The following is a 19,930-nucleotide window of genomic DNA, read 5'->3' on the forward strand; positions in this document are numbered from 1 at the left end:
ATTAACGTACCTTCAGCGTTGCCAGGCCAATCAGCACCAGCATCAGCGAAATAATCCAGAAGCGCACAATCACGCGCGGTTCCGGCCAGCCTTTCAGTTCATAGTGATGGTGAATCGGTGCCATACGGAAGATGCGCTGACCGCGCAGCTTGAAGGACCCGACCTGCAAAATCACTGAAAGGGTTTCAACCACAAATACCCCACCCATAATCACCAGCAGGAACTCCTGGCGCAGCAGTACGGCAATAATGCCCAGCGCGCCGCCCAGAGCCAGTGAACCGACGTCACCCATAAAGACCTGCGCCGGGTAGGTGTTGAACCACAGGAAGCCCAGTCCCGCCCCGACAATCGCCGTACAGACGATAACCAGTTCGCCTGCGTGTCGCAGGTATGGAATGTGCAAATAGTTAGCAAAGTTCATGTTACCGGTGGCCCACGCCACCAGCGCAAAACCGGCGGCGACGAAGACGGTTGGCATAATCGCCAGGCCATCCAGACCGTCGGTCAGGTTTACGGCGTTACCGGTGCCCACGATGACGAAGTAGGCCAGCAGAATGTAGAACAGCCCCAGTTGCGGCATCACATCTTTAAAGAACGGCACCACCAGCTCGGTGGCGGGTGTGTCTTTTCCTGCCAGATACAGCGCGAAGGCCACACCCAGCGCAATCACCGACATCCAGAAGTATTTCCAGCGGGCGATCAGACCTTTGGTGTCTTTACGCACGACCTTGCGGTAATCATCAACAAACCCAATGATGCCGTAGCCCACCAGCACGGTAAGTACGCACCAGACGTACGGGTTAGAGGGATAAGCCCACAGCAGTACGGAAACAACGATCGCGGTCAGGATCATGATCCCGCCCATGGTCGGCGTACCCCGCTTGCTGAAGTGCGACTCCGGACCGTCGTTACGCACAACCTGACCGAAGGAGAGTTTTTGCAGACGGGCAATCATGCGCGGGCCCATCCACAAAGAGATGAACAGCGCAGTCAGCAGGCTGACAATGGCGCGAAACGTCAGATAGGAAAAGACGTTAAAGCCTGAATAATATTTGACCAAATGTTCGGCCAGCCAAACTAACATGTCCCGTTCTCCTGTAATGCGTGCACAACCTCTTCCATGGCGGCACTACGTGAACCTTTCACTAACACAGTCACAATTTGTTTTTCTGTCATCAATGCCTTAAGGCGTTCAATCAGCGCGGCTTTATCGGCAAAGTGCTCGCCAACACCGCTGGCATGGCTAATCGCCTGGCTCAGTTTTCCGGCGCTCAGCACGCAATCAATACCTGCCGCTTTCGCCGCGTCCCCCACCTGGACATGACACGCTTCGCTTTCATCACCCAGCTCAGCCATATCGCCCACCACCAGCACGCGATAACCTGGCATCTCAGACAACACCTGCACCGCCGCGGTCATTGAGCCGACGTTCGCGTTATAGGAGTCATCCAGAAGCAGTTTGTTTTCCGCAAGCTGGATCGGGAACAGACGCCCCGGCACGGCTTTTAAATTTGCCAGACCGGTTTTAATCGCCTGATGCGACGCACCAACCGCCATCGACAGCGCCGCTGCCGCGAGCGCATTGGCGATATTATGACGACCCGGCAATGGCAGAAGCACCTCAATGCCCCCGGTTGGGGTATTAAGGGTGAATTCCGTGCCATGCGAAGTCACATGAATATTGGTCGCGGTAAAATCACTGTTGGCCGCATTCGGCGAGAAGCGCCAGGTCTTGCGGGAACCAATGATCTGTTGCCAGTTCAGCCAGTCATTGTTGTCGGCATTCATAATGGCGATACCGTCTTCCGGCAGGCCGGTATAGATCTCGCCTTTAGCTTTCGCCACGCCTTCCAGCGAACCAAAACCTTCCAGATGTGCAGCGGCCAGGTTATTCACCAGCGCTGCTTCCGGGCGCGTCAGGCTCACGGTCCAGGCGATTTCGCCCTGGTGGTTTGCCCCTAACTCGATCACGGCAAATTCATGCTCTTTGGTCAGGCGAAGTAATGTCATCGGCACGCCGATATCATTGTTAAGGTTGCCTGCCGTATAAAGCGTATTTCCGCACTGGCTCAGGATGGCCGCAGTCATCTCTTTCACAGAGGTTTTGCCTGATGAACCGGTCAGCGCGACGACGCGCGTCGGTACCTGCTGACGAACCCAGGCCGCCAGCTCGCCGAATGCCAGACGGGTATCTTTCACCACGATCTGCGGCAGATCGACAGCGAGTTTACGGCTGACCAGCAGCGCCCCTGCACCATTCTCCCTGGCCTGTTGTGCAAAATCATGCGCGTCAAAACGTTCGCCCTTCAGCGCCACAAACAGACAACCCGGGGTCACTTTGCGGGTATCGGTCGTCACGGCCTCGATGGTCAGATCGTGACCCAGCAGCTCGCCCTGCAGTACCGCAGCGGCCTGACTTAAGGTGATGCTAATCATGCCACGACTCCCAGCAGACGCGCGGCCGTGACGCGGTCCGAATAATCGAGACGACGGTTGCCAACAATCTGATAATCCTCATGGCCTTTCCCGGCCAGCAGCACAACGTCGTTTTCCTGAGCCTGCATGATGGCGTTGGTCACGGCTTCCGCACGGCCTTCCACCACGCGGGCGCGGCCTGCATCCAGCATGCCCGACAGAATGTCGTTAATAATGGCGCGCGGCTCTTCAGTACGCGGGTTGTCATCGGTCACAACTGGAATATCCGCGAACTGTTCAGCAATGGCACCCATCAGTGGACGTTTGCCCTTATCACGGTCGCCACCGCAGCCAAACACACACCAGAGCTTACCGGTGCAGTGCAGACGCGCCGCTTCCAGCGCTTTTTCCAGTGCGTCCGGCGTGTGGGCATAATCGACCACCACGGTCGGTTTGCCCGGTGCGCTGAACACTTCCATACGGCCACATACCGGCTGCAGACGCTCGGCCGTTTCCAGCAGCGCGTTCATCGGATAACCCAGCGCCAGCAGCGTCGCCAGCGCCAGCAGCAGGTTGCTGACGTTAAACGCGCCCATCAGGCGGCTTTCAATTTCACCGTCACCCCATGAGGAGGTAAAACGAATGGTGGCGCCACTGTCGTGATAATCCACCGCAACCGCCTTCAGCCAGCGGCCGTGGCAGTTCGGGTTGATATGGTCTTCCATCGACACCGCAACCGCATCCGGCAGCTTCGCCAGCCAGCGGCGACCGACTTCGTCGTCAGCGTTGATGATGGCCTGTCCGCTATGGTGGGTGGAGTAGAGCAGCCATTTCGCCGCTTCGTAATGCTCCATATCACCATGATAATCAAGGTGATCGCGGCTCAGGTTAGTGAATACCGAGGCGGCAAACTTCAGCGCCGCCACGCGGTGCTGCACCAGACCGTGGGAAGAGACTTCCATCGCGGCAAAGGTTGCCCCCTGCCCTGCCAGGCCGGCCAGCACATGCTGTACGTCGACTGCGGAGCCGGTGGTGTTTTCGGTCGGGCTCACTTTGCCCAACAGACCGTTACCGACAGTTCCCATGACCGCACCGGTTTCACCCAGCAACTGCGCCCACTGCGCCATGAGCTGCGTGGTCGTGGTTTTGCCGTTTGTACCTGTCACGCCCACCAGACGCAGCCGATCGGACGGTTCGTGATAGAAACGTCCGGCCAGCGCAGAAAGACGCTCGTTTAACTGGCTGAGATAGATGACCGGCACCCCGTGCATTTCACGGATTTCACCGTCGGTTGCCTCATCTTTGGCCTCAGCAATAATGGCAGCAACACCTTGCGCAATCGCCTGCGGGATATAACGACGCCCGTCCGCCTGATGACCGACCACCGCCACAAAAAGATCGCCAGAAGCAGCCGCACGGCTGTCCAGTACCATCTCTCGCAGTGCTCGCTCCGGTGCATTAGGCACCCACGGAGCGAGAAGGTCGCGCAAATTACGATCTGCCACCTGTACCCTCGCCTTGATTAATTACAAATTCACTTTTCTCGCCCGTTGCCAGCGCATCCGGTTCGATGTTCATGGTGCGCAACACGCCGCCCATGATGGCCCCGAACACAGGCGCGGAAACGGCGCCGCCGTAGTATTTACCCGCCTGTGGATCGTTAATGACGACCACCAGCGCAAAACGCGGATTACTGGCAGGCGCAACGCCTGCGGTATAGGCAATGTATTTGTTGATGTAACGGCCGTCTGGCCCCACTTTTTTCGCGGTACCGGTTTTGATGGCGATGCGATAGCCTTTGATCGCCGCCTTCACGCCGCCGCCGCCAGGCAGCGCCACGCTTTCCATCATATGAACGACGGTACGAACGATGGATTCCGGGAAGATACGCTCACCTGGAACCGGTGGATCAACTTTGGTAATGGACAGCGGACGATAGACGCCATAGCTGCCAATCGTTGCGTAGACTCGCGCTAACTGTAACGGCGTTACCATTAGCCCGTAGCCGAAAGAGAAGGTGGCCCTCTCTATGTCAGACCACCGTTGTTTTTGAGGATATAAGCCACTGCGTTCTCCGACCAACCCCAAATTGGTCGCCTTTCCAAGCCCAAAACGTGAGTAAGTCTCTACTAACGCTGAGGACGGCATCGCTAACGCCAGCTTTGAAACGCCAACGTTACTCGACTTCTGTAAAACCCCGGTCAGGGTCAATTCGCTGTAGCGCGCCACGTCTTTAATCTCGTGGCCGTTAATACGGTAAGGGATCGTGTTCAGAACCGTGTTTTCATTGACGATGCCACGCTGGAGCGCCGTCATGACCACCATCGGTTTCACCGTGGAGCCCGGTTCGAACACGTCGGTAATCGCCCGGTTACGCATCGCATCTTTTGCGGTGCCGGTAAAGTTGTTCGGGTTATAGGACGGGCTGTTGGCCATCGCCAGCACTTCGCCCGTACTGACGTCCACCAGCACAGCGCTGCCGGATTCCGCCTTGTTGAAGGCGACGGCGTTGTTCAGCTCGCGGTAGACCAATGCCTGCAGACGCTCATCAATACTCAGCGCCAGGTTGTGTGCCGCCTGACTGTCCGTGGAAGAGATATCTTCGATAACGCGGCCGTAGCGGTCTTTACGAACAATTCGCTCGCCAGGCTGGCCGGTGAGCCATTTATCGAAGCTTTTTTCAACGCCCTCAATCCCCTGGCTATCAACGTTGGTAAAGCCAATGAGGTGAGCGGTTACTTCGCCGGAAGGATAGTAGCGGCGGGATTCTTCACGAAGGTGAATACCCGGCAGCTTCAGCTTACGAATGTAGTCCGCCATGTCAGGGTTGACCTGACGCGCCAGATAGATAAAACGCCCTTTTGGATTGGCGTTGACGCGGGAAGCGAGCTGATCCAGCGGCATTTTCAGGGCATCCGAGAGCGCCTTCCAGCGGTTATCAAGCGTAATGCCACCCGCATCGTGCAGCTCTTTCGGATCGGCCCAGATGGCTTTAACCGGTACGCTCACGGCCAGTGGACGGCCTGAGCGGTCGGTGATCATCCCGCGGGATGTCGACACTTCCTGAACGCGAAGGGAACGCATGTCGCCCTGTCGAACCAGCATGTCAGGGGCGATGATTTGCAACCATGCCACGCGTCCCAGCAGGAAACCCAGTGCCAGTAAAATGCAGCCGCAAAGCAACGCAAAACGCCAACTGATAAAGTTGGCCTGTTCTTCCTGACGTTTTGGTTTAAGCGTTTTTGCCGCTGCTCTCATGCGTCGCGTTTTCCCTTATTTTTGTACTACAATATTTTCCTGAGAAGGATCAACATGCTGCAATTGCAGCTTTTCCGTTGCGATCCGTTCAACCCGGCTGTGATCGCCGAGCGCATTTTCTTCAAGGATCAGGTTTCGCCATTCAATATCCAGCGCATCGCGTTCCAGTACCATCTGCTCGCGTTGCGCAGTTAATAAGCGTGTGTGGTGGGCAGTCGTGACCACCGTGACGGCCGTGACAATGATGCAAATGAACAGACAGAGTGGCAGTTTCCCAAACCGCAAAAGATCGTCGCCGATCACGCCAGGCAAGGCATGGCGCTCGTTGCTTCCTAACGAATCCTTAACTTTGCTTAGGGTCTCTGTCACTCTGCCGATCATGCGTTCGTCCTCTCTGCAACACGCAGCACTGAACTACGGGCGCGTGGATTCTGTGCCACTTCTTCTTCGCCCGGCATCAACTTGCCTAATGCTCGCAACTGACGGCCACCCAGCTTCCTGAGTTGTTCTTCCGTCATCGGCAGCCCCGCTGGAACCTGTGGACCGCGGCTTTGTTCACGCATAAAGCGCTTCACAATGCGGTCTTCCAGCGAATGGAAGCTGATGATGGATAACCGCCCACCCGGGGCCAGCACGTCGAGCGAGCTTTTTAGCGCCAGCTCTATTTCCTCCAGTTCACTGTTTACCCAGATACGAACCGCCTGGAAGGTACGGGTCGCGGGATGTTTGTGCTTATCCTTCACCGGCGTCGCCGCCGCGATCACCTCGGCCAGCTCTTTCGTGCGGGTCATCGGCTCGATGCGGTTACGCTCAACGATGGCGCGCGCGATACGCTTGCCAAAACGCTCCTCGCCGAAGGTTTTGATCACCCAGGCAATATCCGCTTCGTCCGCGGTCTGTAACCACTCGGCGGCAGACTGACCGCGAGTAGGATCCATGCGCATGTCCAGTGGACCATCGCGCATAAAGGAGAAGCCGCGTTCAGCATCATCAAGCTGGGGTGAAGAGACGCCAAGATCGAGAAGGATTCCGTCGATCTTGCCCGTCAGGCCGCGCTCGGCAACATAATCAGCGAGCGCAGAGAAAGGTCCATGCACGATGGAAAAGCGTGGGTCATCGATGGTTTGCGCAACGGCAATCGCCTGCGGATCGCGATCGATTGCCAGCAGACGCCCTTCCGCTCCAAGCTGGGAGAGGATTAAGCGCGAGTGGCCACCGCGACCAAAAGTGCCATCAATGTAGATGCCGTCCGGACGAATATTCAGGCCGTTAACGGCCTCATCCAGCAGCACCGTTTTATGTTTGTAATTTTCCATCATATTTATAGAGACAAGTCCTGCAGCCGTTCCGATAATGTCGCGGAATCAGACTGCTCAGCGTCGATATCTTCCTTGACCTGTTGATACCAGGTCGTTTCATCCCACAGTTCAAACTTGTTGAACTGCCCGACCAGCATCACTTCTTTGGTCAGACCGGCATGTTGCCGTAACACAGGGGCAATCAGTAACCGGCCTGCGCTATCCATCTGACATTCACTGGCATGTCCCAATAACAACCGCTGCACGCGGCGTTCCTGCGGGTTCATGCTCGACAGTCGCGACAGCTTTTGCTCAATAATTTCCCATTCAGGTAAGGGGTAAAGCAGCAGGCAGGGGGAGTTGATGTCAATGGTGCAAACCATTTGACCCGTAGCGTTCTCAATCAGCTGGTCGCGGTATCGGGTTGGTACCGATAAACGCCCTTTGCTGTCGAGATTGACTAACGTAGCTCCACGGAACATGCCAGTCTCACCCCTCCTCACCACTTTAACCCACAAATTCCCACCTAAAGGAGTTTACGGAGCGAGGGAAAAGCTTGTCAAGCCAGGACTCTCCCTATACAGGCCCGAAAGGCCTCTATTTACAGAGATAAACAGCCCTGGTTAATAACTGCACAACTGGCGAGGCAAAATTAACGTTATGAATATTTGTAAGAAAAAAACCGAATATGCACACTAGCGTTAAGGCTCACTCAATATCATCGCAGATAAATATAAAGTGTCAGTTTGCGACGCGGGCAGCATTTTATGACAGATTCTCAGGGGATAACAGCGCCAGATTCACCCCAGGGCTCGCGAAACGCGGCGGTTGCCGTGCAAGCTGGCACAGGAGAAGGAAAAACGTCTGAATATTCATCGCCGGAAGAGGGTTTGTAACAAAATAATACAAAGACGAGCATTTAAAATCGTTTAAACGTCCTTTAAAGGAACCATTAAACGCCAAAATGAATTAAGAAAAATAGCAGAAGGTAAATTCGCAAGAATTATCCTAATTTCTCTACGGGAATTATCCCGGCGAATTATTTCGTCAAAAGGGGGCAGATTTCTCCGCCCCGTCATTTCATTTATGGCGGCTCAGAATTCCGCGATGGTAAAGATTACGTTTAATTCGCGTCAGACCCGGCTTCGGTTTACGCGGCTCGTCCAGACTTGCCAGCACAATTTCCAGCACGCGTTCAGCCACATCACGATGGCGTTGAGCCACCGCCAGAACCGGGCACTGGAGGAAGTCGAGCAGCTCGTTATCACCGAAGGTCGCGATGGCCAGGTCGGAAGGCAGTTTACCCTCACGGCGTAAGGTCACATCCATCACCCCCTGCAGCAGAGCAAATGAGGTGGTGAATAACGCCTGCGGCATCGGGTGCGTTTCCAGCCATTTCTCGAAAAGCTGTGCGGCCGCTTCACGTTCATAGCTGTTGGCATAGAGGTAGTGCACCTCACGGGGATCGTCTTTCCAGGCGGATCTGAATCCCTGTTCACGCAGGAAGCTGACTGACAGTTCAGGCAGCGCCCCCAGATACAGCACCGTTTCAGCCGGGAAGGTTCTCAGCTCTGCCGCCAGCATCTCGGCATCATCCTGATCGGCACCGACGACGCTCGTGAAATGCTCCCTGTCGAGCGCACGATCCAGCGCCACAATCGGGAATGGGTCGTTCGCCCAGCGTTGATAGAATGGGTGTTCAGGCGGTAAAGAGGTGGAGACGATGATGGCATCGACCTGACGCTGGAGCAGATGCTCAATACAGCGCATCTCGTTGTCGGGCTGGTCTTCCGAGCAGGCAATCAGCAACTGATAGCCACGCTGGCGCGCCTGACGTTCAAGATAGTTGGCGATACGGGTATAGCTGGTGTTTTCCAGATCCGGGATCACCAGGCCAATAGAGCGGGTGCGTCCGGCACGCAGGCCAGCTGCGACAGCATTCGGATGGTAGTTATGTTCACGAACCACCGCCATAACTTTTTCAACGGTCTTATCGCTGACACGGTACTGCTTTGCTTTACCGTTAATCACATAGCTGGCCGTTGTTCGTGACACGCCGGCTAGCCGGGCGATTTCATCCAGTTTCACAATTGCCCCTTAAAAAATGAAAAGAGTCCATGGCCTTGGCAAGGTTATGGTTAAATCTTTTAACATCTAAACGCAGAATAGCCTTCGCGGCAACCGCTTTTATCTCTGTTGTCGGCTGATTACACAAAAAAAAGCCCGGCTTTGGTGACCGGGCAGAAAGAGGCGAACCTTTTAGACAACTAACGCATGATCTTATCGCCGCGTGACAGGCCAACAACGCCCGATCTCGCAACCTCAACAATTTTTGCCACATCCCGCACAGATGCCAGGAAGGCATCCAGCTTGTCACTCGTTCCGGCCAGCTGAACCGTATATATAGAAGGCGTGACGTCTATAATCTGCCCACGGAAGATATCCGTGTTACGTTTCACTTCCTCGCGCCCGTAACCGCTGGCCTGGATTTTCACCAGCATGACCTCTCGCTCAACGTAGGCACCCTGCCCCAGCTCGCTGACGCGCAGAACATCGACCAGCTTATGCAGCTGTTTCTCGATCTGCTCAAGCACTTTGGCATCGCCGACGGTCTGGATGGTCATGCGCGACAGCGTCGGATCGTCAGTCGGCGCAACGGTCAGGCTTTCAATGTTATAGCCGCGCTGTGCAAAAAGGCCAATGACGCGCGACAGTGCGCCAGACTCGTTTTCCAGTAAAACAGATAATATCCGGCGCATATCAGGTTCTCTCCGTTTTGCTTAACCACATTTCATCCATACCACCACCGCGAATATGCATCGGGTATACGTGCTCGGTGCCATCAACAATGACATCCATAAAAACGAGGCGGTTATTTTTAACGTGCTCAAGCGCTTCACCGAGCTTCGTTTCGAGCTCTGCCGGATCGGTCACTCGCATCCCAATATGGCCGTAGGCTTCAGCCAGACGAACAAAGTCCGGCAGTGACGTCATGTAGGACTGAGAGTGACGACCAGAGTAGATCATGTCCTGCCACTGCTTCACCATCCCGAGATAACCGTTATTCAGGTTCAGCACCAGTACCGGCAGCTCATACTGAAGGGCCGTCGACAGCTCCTGGATGTTCATCTGAATACTGCCGTCTCCCGTCACGCAGACGACGGTTTCGTCAGGCAGAGCCAGCTTGACGCCCAGTGCGGCAGGCAAGCCAAAGCCCATCGTTCCTAACCCTCCGGAGTTAATCCAGTGGCGCGGTTTATCAAACGGATAATAAAGGGCGGCAAACATCTGATGCTGACCCACGTCAGACGTCACGTATGCCTCGCCTTTCGTCAGCCGCCAGATAGTTTCGATCACCGCCTGCGGCTTAATGCTGTCGCTTTGCGTGTCATACTTCAGGCACTGACGCGCACGCCATTGTTCGATCTGCTGCCACCAGTCACGGATCTCATCCAGCGGCTGGGAAGGCGGCTCCTGTGCCAGCAGATCCAGCATTTGCTCCAGCACCTGGCGGGCATCACCGACGATCGGCACATCCGCAGACACCGTTTTCGAAATAGAAGTGGGATCGATATCAATATGAAGCACGGTGGCGTTCGGGCAGTATTTCGCCAGATTGTTGGTGGTGCGATCGTCAAAGCGCACGCCGACGGCAAAGATCACATCGGAATGGTGCATCGTCATGTTGGCTTCATAGGTACCGTGCATACCCAGCATCCCCAGAGCCTGACGGTGAGTTGCCGGGAAAGCGCCCAGCCCCATCAGCGACGACGCAACGGGAAGATTGAGTTTCTCGATAAGCTCCCGAAGCTGCCCTTCACAGGCAGAATTAATTGCCCCACCACCGACATAGACTACCGGTTTTTTGGCGGCCAGCAGCGTTTGCAAGGCACGTTTGATCTGCCCCTTGTGGCCCTGCGTCGTTGGGTTGTATGAGCGCATGCTCACCGACTCCGGCCAGACATAAGGAAGCTTGTTCGCCGGGTTCAAGATATCTTTCGGCAGATCGACCACCACCGGGCCGGGACGCCCGCTTGCTGCCAGCCAGAAGGCTTTTTTCAATATCCCCGGGATGTCTTCAGTTTGCTTAACCAGGAAGCTGTGCTTCACAACGGGACGCGAAATCCCCACCATGTCGCACTCCTGGAACGCGTCGTAGCCGATCAGTGACGTCGCCACCTGGCCGGAAAGAATAACCAGCGGGATAGAGTCCATATACGCCGTGGCAATGCCGGTGATGGCGTTTGTCGCGCCGGGACCTGACGTCACTAATACCACGCCTACTTCACCTGTCGCGCGGGCCAGCCCGTCAGCCATATGCACCGCCGCCTGCTCGTGGCGTACTAAAACATGGTCAATGCCGCCTACCGTATGAAGCGCATCATAAATATCCAGGACTGCGCCTCCGGGATAACCGAACACTTGCTTCACGCCCTGATCGATTAACGATCGGACGACCATTTCCGCGCCAGACAACATCTCCATGCTTTGCCTCCAGGCATTTTGTTATAGACGAGCTGCAGAATTCATTTCCGCACCGTCTTACGACTGGGTTAAACCAATCTTATATTTTGCAGAGTGATCGTTACCTTAACCGCTCGTTATGAGGCAGGCAATTAGCAGACCGGGTGAGCTAAACGGTTCGCAAAGCAGAAAAAACAGGTATTAAGGAAGGATATGGTCAATTCATCTGGTATTAGAGGATGAGATGATTAATCATCGCTGAAAAGCGCGTCGATTCAGGAAATCATCTATTTTTGCGAGCCAGAGAGCAGTAAGAAAAAATTCACAACAGAATAAAATAACAATAACAGAGAAAAAACCAGGATAAATCACACGCGAAGATGCAATTTATCCTGATACGCTTATCGACGGCAAATACTGATCAGCAACTCTTCCATCCACTGATGCCCTTTATCCCGACCGGCGGCTTCATGCCAGGAGAGATAGCAGGTACGGCTATTCAGCTTGAGCGGCAACGGCAACATTTGCAGTTGTAGTTGACCGGAAAACTCTTCAGCCAGCCAGCGTGGTGCAATAGCCACCAGATGTGTCTGCGAGACCACGTTCAATACGCTGACCATTGCCATTCCCTGATAAGCAACGCTTGCCTGTTTATCCGCCGTGTCATACCACGGCAGGCTAAAGGAAGCATATCTGTCGAGCGCAACAACAGCATGCTGCTCGCTATAAACGTCACTTTCCCGAAGCGGAGAATTGAGTCGGGGGTGTTTTTTACTGGCGACCAACACCATTTCATCTTTAAACAGCGGAACGCAAGAAAATTCAGGACGTCGAAATTCTTCATATCCCAGAACGAACTCGGTCTCCTGGTAGCGTAACTGATGCTCTGTGTTTTGATTTAAGGATGATTTAAAAACCAGATGGATATTGGGAGCGATCTCTTCAACTTTATTATAAATAATCGACGTCAAATAATTATCTAACGGACTGCAAACACAAAGATTGAATACACGCTCACTGCTTAAAGGTTCAAAGCCTGACCCTGGCAGCTCGTTCTGAACCAGCTGCAACGCCTGACGGATAGAGCCGAATAACTGGAATGCCCGTGCGGTAGGCTGTATTCCTCTCCCGTAACGAACGAATAACTCGTCGTTAAACATAACCTTAAGTCTGGCGACAGCATTACTGACCGCGGGCTGAGACATCCCCAACGTATGGGCCGCCCGGGTGATATTCTGCTCCTGCATGACAGCATCAAATACCGTGAGCAGATTAAGGTCCACCGTACGTAACTGCGGTTTAATCCCATCAGTAGTTTGAGGTTGTTTAATATTAATTTCTGGCACTTCTGACTCCACTGTCACGCTACACTCCCTTTGCCAACGTACTGTAATAATTCCGAAGAATATGATTTACCATGCATATACGATCAGCGAAAGAGAATTATTTTAAATTCGGAAAATATAAAGAACAGTTTAGCGAAAATGACTTTTCGCCACTGACAAACGATAAAATAAACACCACTGCAAATGATATGCTTCACTTTAGGATTTGAATGAAACCATAAACTAGACCAATATACAATCGCCAGCGAGTTAATGATGTCTTAAGTATTATTAAACTGTTATTGCAACCCCGATTAAATAAGTTAACAATCTGTAATAACCATAAGACATCCGAAGTGATAAAAAACATTCACCACATTTATAACTTAATGAAATCAAACCCATTTGCGTCCCACAGAATTGGGTAGCGAACTTTTAATTTATTCATCACAATGATATTCAATTATTTCTGCAACCTTTTTCTCAGTCCAAAATTAGACAATTTGCAGGGTCGGAAAAGCAAAACCCAGCACAATTAGCTAAAGCACATATCCTGTCAACCTGGCCAGCCGGGTGCGTTTTTGCCTGCAGGGGTTGACATGCACAGTCGTATCCAGTACCACTAAAAGCATATTGAATTTAACGGAGCACGATTCATGATTCGCACCATTCGTTTCACCGGTCTACTACTACTAAACGCATCCACTGTGCGCGGTAGACTGGCGGGCGAAATTCAGCGTTGAATCGTCACCAGTAAGACTAAAAACCCGCGCCACTGCGCGGGTTTTTTTATGCTCGTAGCAAGGCGCCCTAAGACTGACAAGGACCTAACCCATGAGCCAGCAAGTCATTATTTTCGATACAACTTTACGTGACGGTGAACAGGCATTACAGGCAAGCCTGAGTGTGAAAGAGAAACTGCAGATCGCGCTGGCTCTCGAACGTATGGGTGTCGACGTGATGGAGGTCGGTTTCCCTGTCTCTTCTCCGGGTGACTTCGAATCCGTGCAGACCATAGCGCGTACCATCAAGAACAGCCGCGTCTGTGGCCTGGCACGCTGTGTGGAAAAAGATATCGATGTTGCGGCCGAGTCGTTGAAGGTTGCCGAAGCATTCCGTATTCATACCTTTATTGCTACCTCTCCTATGCACATTGCCACCAAGCTGCGCAGCACGCTGGATGAGGTCATTGAGCGCGCGGTCTACATGGTAAAACGTGCCCGTAACTACACGGATGACGTTGAATTCTCCTGTGAAGATGCTGGCCGTACGCCGATTGAAGATTTGGCGCGCGTGGTGGAAGCTGCCATCAATGCGGGCGCTAAAACCATCAATATCCCGGACACTGTCGGCTACACCATGCCGTTTGAGTTCTCCAACATCATTACCGGTCTGTATGAACGCGTACCAAACATTGATCAAGCGATTATCTCCGTACATACCCACGATGACCTGGGGCTGGCCGTTGGCAACGCCATCGCTGCGGTGCACGCCGGTGCACGTCAGGTAGAAGGCGCGATGAACGGCATCGGTGAACGTGCAGGTAACTGTTCACTGGAAGAAGTGATCATGGCGATCAAAGTGCGCAAAGACATCATGAATGTGCATACCCGCATCAATCACAACGAAATCTGGCGTACCAGCCAGACCGTCAGCCAGATCTGCAACATGCCCATCCCGGCTAACAAGGCGATTGTGGGTACCGGCGCCTTTGCGCACTCCTCCGGTATTCATCAGGATGGCGTGCTGAAAAACCGTGAAAACTACGAAATCATGACCCCGGAATCCATCGGCCTGAACCAGGTTCAGTTGAACCTGACCTCCCGTTCCGGTCGTGCGGCGGTGAAACACCGTATGGAAGAGATGGGTTATAAGGACAGCGATTACAACATGGATCAGCTGTACGACGCCTTCCTGAAGTTGGCCGATAAAAAAGGTCAGGTATTCGACTATGACCTGGAAGCGCTGGCCTTCATCAATAAACAGCAGGAAGAGCCTGAGCACTTCCGCCTCGATTACTTCAGCGTGCAGTCAGGCTCCAGCGACATTGCGACTGCCTCGGTCAAACTGGCCTGTGGCGAAGACATTAAGGCCGAAGCGGCAAACGGCAATGGCCCGGTTGATGCCATTTACCGCGCAATTAACCGCGTCACCGAATACGACGTAGAGCTGGTGAAATATGACCTGACGGCCAAGGGCCACGGTGAGAATGCCCTGGGTCAGGTTGATATCGTGGTCACCCACAATGGCCGTCGTTTCCACGGTGTGGGCCTGGCGACGGATATTGTTGAATCCTCCGCGAAGGCGATGGTCCACGTGCTGAACAACATCTGGCGCGCCGCTGAAGTTGAAAAAGAGTTGCAACGCAAAGCTCAGAATAAAGAGAACAACAAGGAAACCGTGTAATGTCGAAGAATTACCATATTGCTGTGTTACCGGGTGACGGTATTGGCCCGGAAGTGATGGCACAGGCGTTGAAAGTACTGGAAGCCGTTCGTTCGCGTTTTGCGATGAAAATCTCCACCAGCCACTATGATGTGGGCGGTATCGCCATCGATAATCACGGTACTCCGCTGCCAAAAGCGACCGTTGAAGGGTGTGAAAATGCGGATGCAGTGCTGTTTGGCTCCGTGGGTGGCCCTAAATGGGAACACCTGCCGCCCGCCGGGCAGCCTGAGCGCGGCGCGCTGCTGCCACTGCGTAAACATTTTAAATTGTTCAGCAACCTGCGTCCGGCGAAGCTGTACCAGGGGCTGGAAACGTTCTGTCCGCTGCGTGCAGATATCGCGGCTAACGGCTTTGACATCCTGTGCGTGCGTGAACTGACCGGCGGGATCTACTTCGGGCAGCCTAAAGGGCGCGAAGGCAGCGGTCAGCATGAAAAAGCCTTTGATACTGAGGTCTATCACCGTTTTGAAATTGAACGTATCGCCCATATTGCCTTTGAGTCGGCGCGCAAACGTCGTCATAAAGTGACGTCTATCGATAAAGCGAACGTTCTGCAGTCTTCTATTTTGTGGCGTGAAATCGTCAGTGAAGTCGCGAAACAGTATCCGGATGTCGAACTGTCCCATATGTACATCGACAACGCGACCATGCAGCTGATTAAAGATCCGTCGCAGTTTGACGTTCTGCTGTGTTCCAACCTGTTCGGCGATATTCTCTCGGACGAGTGCGCAATGATCACAGGCTCTATGGGGATGTTGCCATCAGCCAGCCTCAATGAAGAGGGATTTGGCCTGTACGAACCTGCTGGCGGCTCCGCGCCCGATATCGCTGGCAAAAACGTTGCCAACCCGATTGCGCAGATCCTCTCCCTGGCCTTGCTGTTGCGCTACAGTCTTGATGCCGGTGATGCAGCAACTGCAATTGAAAACGCCATTAACCGTGCGTTAGAAGAAGGTGTCCGTACCGGTGATTTAGCACGCGGCACGGCGGCAGTCAGTACCGATGAAATGGGCGACATTATTGCCCGCTATGTCGCTGAAGGGGTGTAATCATGGCGAAAACGTTATATGAAAAATTGTTTGATGCGCACGTAGTTTACGAGGCACCAAACGAAACCCCACTGTTGTATATCGATCGCCATCTGGTGCACGAGGTTACCTCCCCTCAGGCATTCGACGGACTGCGTGCGCATAAGCGCCCGGTGCGCCAGCCAGGTAAAACCTTCGCGACAATGGATCACAACGTCTCCACGCAAACCAAAGATATCAATGCGTCGGGCGAAATGGCGCGTATCCAGATGCAGGAGCTGATCAAAAACTGCAATGAATTTGGCGTCGAGCTCTACGATCTGAACCACCCGTATCAGGGTATCGTCCACGTAATGGGGCCAGAACAGGGCATCACCCTGCCAGGCATGACCATTGTCTGCGGTGACTCCCACACGGCCACCCACGGCGCGTTTGGGGCCCTGGCGTTCGGTATTGGTACCTCTGAAGTCGAACATGTTCTGGCGACGCAGACCCTGAAGCAGGGCCGCGCCAAAACCATGAAGATTGAAGTGAAAGGCAAAGCGGCCCCGGGCATTACCGCCAAAGACATCGTGCTGGCCATCATCGGTAAAACCGGCAGCGCAGGCGGCACCGGTCACGTGGTTGAATTCTGCGGTGAAGCCATCCAGGCATTGAGCATGGAGGGCCGTATGACGCTCTGCAACATGGCCATTGAGATGGGGGCAAAAGCGGGTCTGGTTGCGCCAGACGAAACAACCTTCAGCTATGTGAAGGGCCGTCTGCACGCGCCGAAAGACCAGGATTTTATTGAGGCGGTTGCGTACTGGAAAACCCTGAAAACCGACGATGGTGCGACGTTTGACACCGTGGTTACGCTGCAGGCGGAAGACATTGCGCCACAGGTCACCTGGGGAACCAACCCGGGCCAGGTGATTTCCGTTAACGATAATATTCCTGACCCGGCCTCTTTCAGCGATCCGGTCGAGCGCGCCAGTGCGGAAAAAGCGCTGGCCTATATGGGTCTGAAGCCAGGCATTCCGTTGACTGACGTGACCATTGATAAAGTGTTTATCGGCTCCTGCACCAACTCCCGTATCGAAGATTTACGCGCGGCGGCCGAGATTGCCAAAGGCCGCAAAGTGGCACCGGGCGTTCAGGCGCTGGTTGTGCCGGGCTCTGGCCCGGTGAAAGCCCAGGCGGAAGCTGAAGGCCTGGATAAGATCTTTATCGAAGCGGGCTTCGAATGGCGCCTGCCTGGCTGCTCCATGTGCCTGGCCATGAACAATGACCGCCTGAATCCTGGCGAGCGTTGTGCCTCCACCAGTAACCGTAACTTTGAAGGCCGTCAGGGCCGCGGTGGGCGTACTCACCTGGTCAGCCCGGCAATGGCCGCCGCTGCGGCAGTGACCGGTCATTTCGCCGATATTCGCAGCCTGAAATAAGGAGACAATCATGGCAGAGAAATTTACCCAACATACGGGCCGGGTTGTCCCACTGGACGCCGCTAACGTCGACACTGACGCCATCATTCCAAAGCAGTTTTTGCAGAAGGTGACCCGTACCGGGTTTGGCGCGCATCTGTTTAACGACTGGCGCTTCCTGGACGACAAAGGCGAAGTGCCCAATCCCGAGTTCGTGCTGAACTTCCCGGAATTTAAAGGCGCATCGATTCTGCTGGCGCGTGAAAACTTTGGCTGCGGCTCTTCCCGTGAACATGCACCCTGGGCGCTCACCGACTACGGGTTTAAAGTGGTTATCGCCCCAAGCTTTGCCGATATCTTCTACGGCAACAGCTTCAATAACCAGCTGCTGCCGGTGACGCTGAGTGATGCGCAGGTGGACGAATTGTTCGCCCTGGTGAAGGCAAATCCTGGGATTTCGTTTGAAGTGGATCTGGAAGCGGAAGTGGTGAAAGCGGGTGATAAATCCTACAGCTTCAGCATTGACGCCTTTCGTCGTCACTGCATGCTGAATGGCCTGGACAGTATTGGCCTGACGCTGCAGCACGAAGATGCCATCTCCGCCTATGAGCAAAAACAGCCTGCGTTTATGGGGTAGGCTGCGTACCATCCCGGTGAAGATCAACCGTCCAACATAATGGGTGCAGTACACCCTCAGTGTTAATTGATGTGGGACTCACCACTGTTTGCCTCTTGCATCAGCCTGAGGCAAACAGCCTCAGGCTGATGCCACGCACTTTATGCGCCTTCTCAGACCCTGTCAGAAAATCGTTTTATTGCGTGAAGCAGCCTTTCAGAATCAGACATCTTTTACCCGGCAGGTTAGCACCAGCGTCACCACGGAAATGGCCGCAATCATCCAGTACACTGACGCGTGGCCGTAGGTTTGCGACAACGCCCCCTGAATCACCCCTGCCAGAATAACGCCCGTTGAAATGCTGTTGGTAAAGAGCGTAGTGGCAGAGCCTGCCCGTCCCGGCATTAAGTCCTGGAACCAGAGCATCCCAATCCCGGCCACGATGCCAATAAACACGGCGTTAAACAGCTGTAGCGCAAGCAGTGCTTCGCGCGAATGGAAAACGATCAGCCCCAGATAAAAAAGCACTCCCGCCGCCACGGCGACGATCATCATGCGACGCTTTCCAAAACGCTTAACGTAATAACCCGCCAGGATCATCGCCGGAATTTCCAGGCCGGCAGCCGTCCCCATCAGGATCCCTGCCAGCTTGTCCGGCAACCCCAGATCGCTGCTGATCCACAGCGGCATATCAATGATGTACATGGTGTTGCAGGTCCACATCAGCATGGACGCGATAAACAGCATGCGGACGTTTTTATCCTGCCAGCCGCTCACCTGGGTGATGGGTTTATCGGTCGTCTGCTCCACTCGCGCCACCGAGGGTAGCGCAAAGGCAATCAGTATCAGGCTGATGACAAAAATGCCGGCAGCGATAGAAAACATGGTGGTAAAGCCATAGTTCAGCGCCAGCATAAACGCCAGCGGCGGGCCGATCACCCAGGCCAGAGAGAGCTGCGCACGCATGACCGAGCTGAACATCACCACTTCCCGCGCCGAGTTATCCGCGTATTCACGGGCCAGCGCGAACAGCTGCGGCATGGCGGTATTGGCGAGTGACGCCAGAAGCACGCCGCAGGTAATCAGCGTCAGGTAATGGCGATTGAAGGCAAACAGCAGCGCGTTACCCACGGCCATGGCGCAGCAAAAGAGGATCAGTTTGCGACGATCGCCCCGATTGTCCGATCGTTTTGCCAGTGCCAGACTGACCAGGATCCCGGCGATGGCGTTCACGGTATAAAACAGCCCCACCCAAAACGGCTGCGCCCCCACCTCACGGCTGAGAAACAGGCTCAGCGTCGGAGCCTGCAATGCCCCCGCCACGCCCATCATAAAGGCCACCAGCATAAAAGCGGCATACACGCCGTTCAGGCGTCGCCCCATCGTCATCAACCAGAGCATGCGCAAGTCCTTGTGAAAGCGAATCGAAAGTGGGTGAATAGTAAACGAAAAAAGCCAGCAAAAACATTTTGCTGGCGGGTGATAAGCACCAATACTCAGTCACACATGATCGAGGCGAGTTAGCAAGAAGAGGTCGGTTTCGTAACGTCCCACTGCATCAGATCTTCCAGGATTTTCAACCGTTGCTCTGCACACTGGCGGGCCAGCCAGGACGCTCCCTGCGTCGCTGAAAAATAACGCTGATAAAACTGACGTGCGGTAGACCTCTTCATAA

At 54.2% G+C, this 19,930-nt stretch carries 18 protein-coding genes; 5 read left to right on the forward strand and 13 right to left on the reverse strand.

The genetic code is table 11. The annotated features are described in order from the left end of the window. Position 1: 1 nt before the first annotated feature. From mraY to leuO, 11 genes are all read right to left on the reverse strand, one after another. Positions 2–1,084, reverse strand: a complete 1,083-nt coding sequence (gene mraY, locus AC2FAP_RS13985) for a phospho-N-acetylmuramoyl-pentapeptide-transferase (RefSeq protein ID WP_008501985.1) — start codon at positions 1,082–1,084, stop codon at positions 2–4. Beyond that, the gene (gene murF, locus AC2FAP_RS13990) at positions 1,078–2,436 is read right to left on the reverse strand and encodes a UDP-N-acetylmuramoyl-tripeptide--D-alanyl-D-alanine ligase (RefSeq protein WP_025205424.1); all 1,359 of its coding nucleotides are present in this window, start codon (positions 2,434–2,436) and stop codon (positions 1,078–1,080) included. The genes mraY and murF overlap by 7 nt, the downstream gene beginning before the upstream one ends. Then, positions 2,433–3,920, reverse strand: coding sequence for a UDP-N-acetylmuramoyl-L-alanyl-D-glutamate--2,6-diaminopimelate ligase (gene murE / locus AC2FAP_RS13995; RefSeq protein WP_032679622.1), 1,488 nt, complete (start codon positions 3,918–3,920; stop codon positions 2,433–2,435). The genes murF and murE overlap by 4 nt, the downstream gene beginning before the upstream one ends. Further along, entirely contained in the window at positions 3,907–5,673 is a 1,767-nt protein-coding gene (locus tag AC2FAP_RS14000) for a peptidoglycan glycosyltransferase FtsI (protein ID WP_014168624.1), read from the reverse strand. The genes murE and AC2FAP_RS14000 overlap by 14 nt, the downstream gene beginning before the upstream one ends. A 15-nt stretch (positions 5,674–5,688) precedes the next feature. After that, positions 5,689–6,054 (reverse strand): cell division protein FtsL, encoded by a 366-nt coding sequence (ftsL, locus tag AC2FAP_RS14005; protein WP_008501989.1) that lies wholly within the window; start codon positions 6,052–6,054, stop codon positions 5,689–5,691. Then, positions 6,051–6,992, reverse strand: coding sequence for a 16S rRNA (cytosine(1402)-N(4))-methyltransferase RsmH (gene rsmH / locus AC2FAP_RS14010; protein ID WP_014168623.1), 942 nt, complete (start codon positions 6,990–6,992; stop codon positions 6,051–6,053). Before rsmH ends, ftsL begins: the two co-directional genes overlap by 4 nt. A 2-nt stretch (positions 6,993–6,994) precedes the next feature. After that, positions 6,995–7,453 (reverse strand): division/cell wall cluster transcriptional repressor MraZ, encoded by a 459-nt coding sequence (gene mraZ, locus AC2FAP_RS14015; protein WP_025205427.1) that lies wholly within the window; start codon positions 7,451–7,453, stop codon positions 6,995–6,997. Between the two features lie 598 nt (positions 7,454–8,051). Beyond that, positions 8,052–9,059: a catabolite repressor/activator gene (gene cra, locus AC2FAP_RS14020; protein WP_113656584.1), complete on the reverse strand. Its 1,008-nt coding sequence runs from the start codon at positions 9,057–9,059 to the stop codon at positions 8,052–8,054. Between the two features lie 179 nt (positions 9,060–9,238). Continuing rightward, positions 9,239–9,730, reverse strand: a complete 492-nt coding sequence (ilvN, locus tag AC2FAP_RS14025; RefSeq protein WP_003856371.1) for an acetolactate synthase small subunit — start codon at positions 9,728–9,730, stop codon at positions 9,239–9,241. Between the two features lies 1 nt (position 9,731). After that, positions 9,732–11,456 carry an acetolactate synthase 3 large subunit gene (gene ilvI / locus AC2FAP_RS14030; RefSeq protein WP_014168620.1) on the reverse strand — a complete coding sequence of 575 codons (1,725 nt, stop codon included), beginning with the start codon at positions 11,454–11,456 and terminating at the stop codon, positions 9,732–9,734. 380 nt (positions 11,457–11,836) lie between these two features. Next, positions 11,837–12,781 (reverse strand): transcriptional regulator LeuO, encoded by a 945-nt coding sequence (gene leuO, locus AC2FAP_RS14035; protein WP_032669418.1) that lies wholly within the window; start codon positions 12,779–12,781, stop codon positions 11,837–11,839. 635 nt (positions 12,782–13,416) lie between these two features. Between leuO and leuL the strand changes: the two genes are divergently transcribed. The 5 genes from leuL to leuD all read left to right on the forward strand — a co-directional run bounded on the left by leuL (position 13,417) and on the right by leuD (position 18,276). Beyond that, positions 13,417–13,503, forward strand: coding sequence for a leu operon leader peptide (gene leuL / locus AC2FAP_RS14040; protein ID WP_071530973.1), 87 nt, complete (start codon positions 13,417–13,419; stop codon positions 13,501–13,503). Positions 13,504–13,594: 91 nt separating this feature from the next. Then, positions 13,595–15,166: a 2-isopropylmalate synthase gene (leuA, locus tag AC2FAP_RS14045; protein ID WP_014168617.1), complete on the forward strand. Its 1,572-nt coding sequence runs from the start codon at positions 13,595–13,597 to the stop codon at positions 15,164–15,166. After that, positions 15,166–16,257 carry a 3-isopropylmalate dehydrogenase gene (leuB, locus tag AC2FAP_RS14050; RefSeq protein WP_449541887.1) on the forward strand — a complete coding sequence of 364 codons (1,092 nt, stop codon included), beginning with the start codon at positions 15,166–15,168 and terminating at the stop codon, positions 16,255–16,257. Before leuA ends, leuB begins: the two co-directional genes overlap by 1 nt. Before the next feature lie 2 nt (positions 16,258–16,259). Further along, positions 16,260–17,660, forward strand: a complete 1,401-nt coding sequence (leuC, locus tag AC2FAP_RS14055; RefSeq protein WP_020882571.1) for a 3-isopropylmalate dehydratase large subunit — start codon at positions 16,260–16,262, stop codon at positions 17,658–17,660. A gap of 10 nt (positions 17,661–17,670) precedes the next feature. Beyond that, on the forward strand, positions 17,671–18,276 hold the full coding sequence (gene leuD / locus AC2FAP_RS14060) for a 3-isopropylmalate dehydratase small subunit (RefSeq protein ID WP_014168614.1): 606 nt from the start codon (positions 17,671–17,673) through the stop codon (positions 18,274–18,276). A gap of 201 nt (positions 18,277–18,477) precedes the next feature. Here leuD and AC2FAP_RS14065 read toward each other — a convergent pair whose 3' ends face one another. Together AC2FAP_RS14065 and sgrT are read right to left on the reverse strand one after the other, a co-directional pair. Next, the gene (locus AC2FAP_RS14065; protein WP_020882570.1) at positions 18,478–19,656 is read right to left on the reverse strand and encodes a sugar efflux transporter; all 1,179 of its coding nucleotides are present in this window, start codon (positions 19,654–19,656) and stop codon (positions 18,478–18,480) included. Positions 19,657–19,775: 119 nt separating this feature from the next. Then, on the reverse strand, positions 19,776–19,928 hold the full coding sequence (gene sgrT, locus AC2FAP_RS14070; protein WP_014168612.1) for a glucose uptake inhibitor SgrT: 153 nt from the start codon (positions 19,926–19,928) through the stop codon (positions 19,776–19,778). Between the last annotated feature and the right edge of the window lie 2 nt (positions 19,929–19,930).

Source organism: Enterobacter cloacae complex sp. 394I7 (assembly GCF_057320345.1).

Bases quoted from the DNA above. Each gene is read 5' to 3' on its own strand.
- mraY (WP_008501985.1), bottom strand. From the start codon at position 1,084: ATGTTAGTTTGGCTGGCCGAACATTTGGTCAAATATTATTCAGGCTTT.
- murF (WP_025205424.1), bottom strand. From the start codon at position 2,436: ATGATTAGCATCACCTTAAGTCAGGCCGCTGCGGTACTGCAGGGCGAG.
- AC2FAP_RS14000 (WP_014168624.1), bottom strand. From the start codon at position 5,673: ATGAGAGCAGCGGCAAAAACGCTTAAACCAAAACGTCAGGAAGAACAG.
- ftsL (WP_008501989.1), bottom strand. From the start codon at position 6,054: ATGATCGGCAGAGTGACAGAGACCCTAAGCAAAGTTAAGGATTCGTTA.
- rsmH (WP_014168623.1), bottom strand. From the start codon at position 6,992: ATGATGGAAAATTACAAACATAAAACGGTGCTGCTGGATGAGGCCGTT.
- mraZ (WP_025205427.1), bottom strand. From the start codon at position 7,453: ATGTTCCGTGGAGCTACGTTAGTCAATCTCGACAGCAAAGGGCGTTTA.
- ilvN (WP_003856371.1), bottom strand. From the start codon at position 9,730: ATGCGCCGGATATTATCTGTTTTACTGGAAAACGAGTCTGGCGCACTG.
- ilvI (WP_014168620.1), bottom strand. From the start codon at position 11,456: ATGGAGATGTTGTCTGGCGCGGAAATGGTCGTCCGATCGTTAATCGAT.
- leuL (WP_071530973.1), top strand. From the start codon at position 13,417: ATGATTCGCACCATTCGTTTCACCGGTCTACTACTACTAAACGCATCC.
- leuA (WP_014168617.1), top strand. From the start codon at position 13,595: ATGAGCCAGCAAGTCATTATTTTCGATACAACTTTACGTGACGGTGAA.
- leuB (WP_449541887.1), top strand. From the start codon at position 15,166: ATGTCGAAGAATTACCATATTGCTGTGTTACCGGGTGACGGTATTGGC.
- leuC (WP_020882571.1), top strand. From the start codon at position 16,260: ATGGCGAAAACGTTATATGAAAAATTGTTTGATGCGCACGTAGTTTAC.
- leuD (WP_014168614.1), top strand. From the start codon at position 17,671: ATGGCAGAGAAATTTACCCAACATACGGGCCGGGTTGTCCCACTGGAC.
- AC2FAP_RS14065 (WP_020882570.1), bottom strand. From the start codon at position 19,656: ATGCTCTGGTTGATGACGATGGGGCGACGCCTGAACGGCGTGTATGCC.
- sgrT (WP_014168612.1), bottom strand. From the start codon at position 19,928: ATGAAGAGGTCTACCGCACGTCAGTTTTATCAGCGTTATTTTTCAGCG.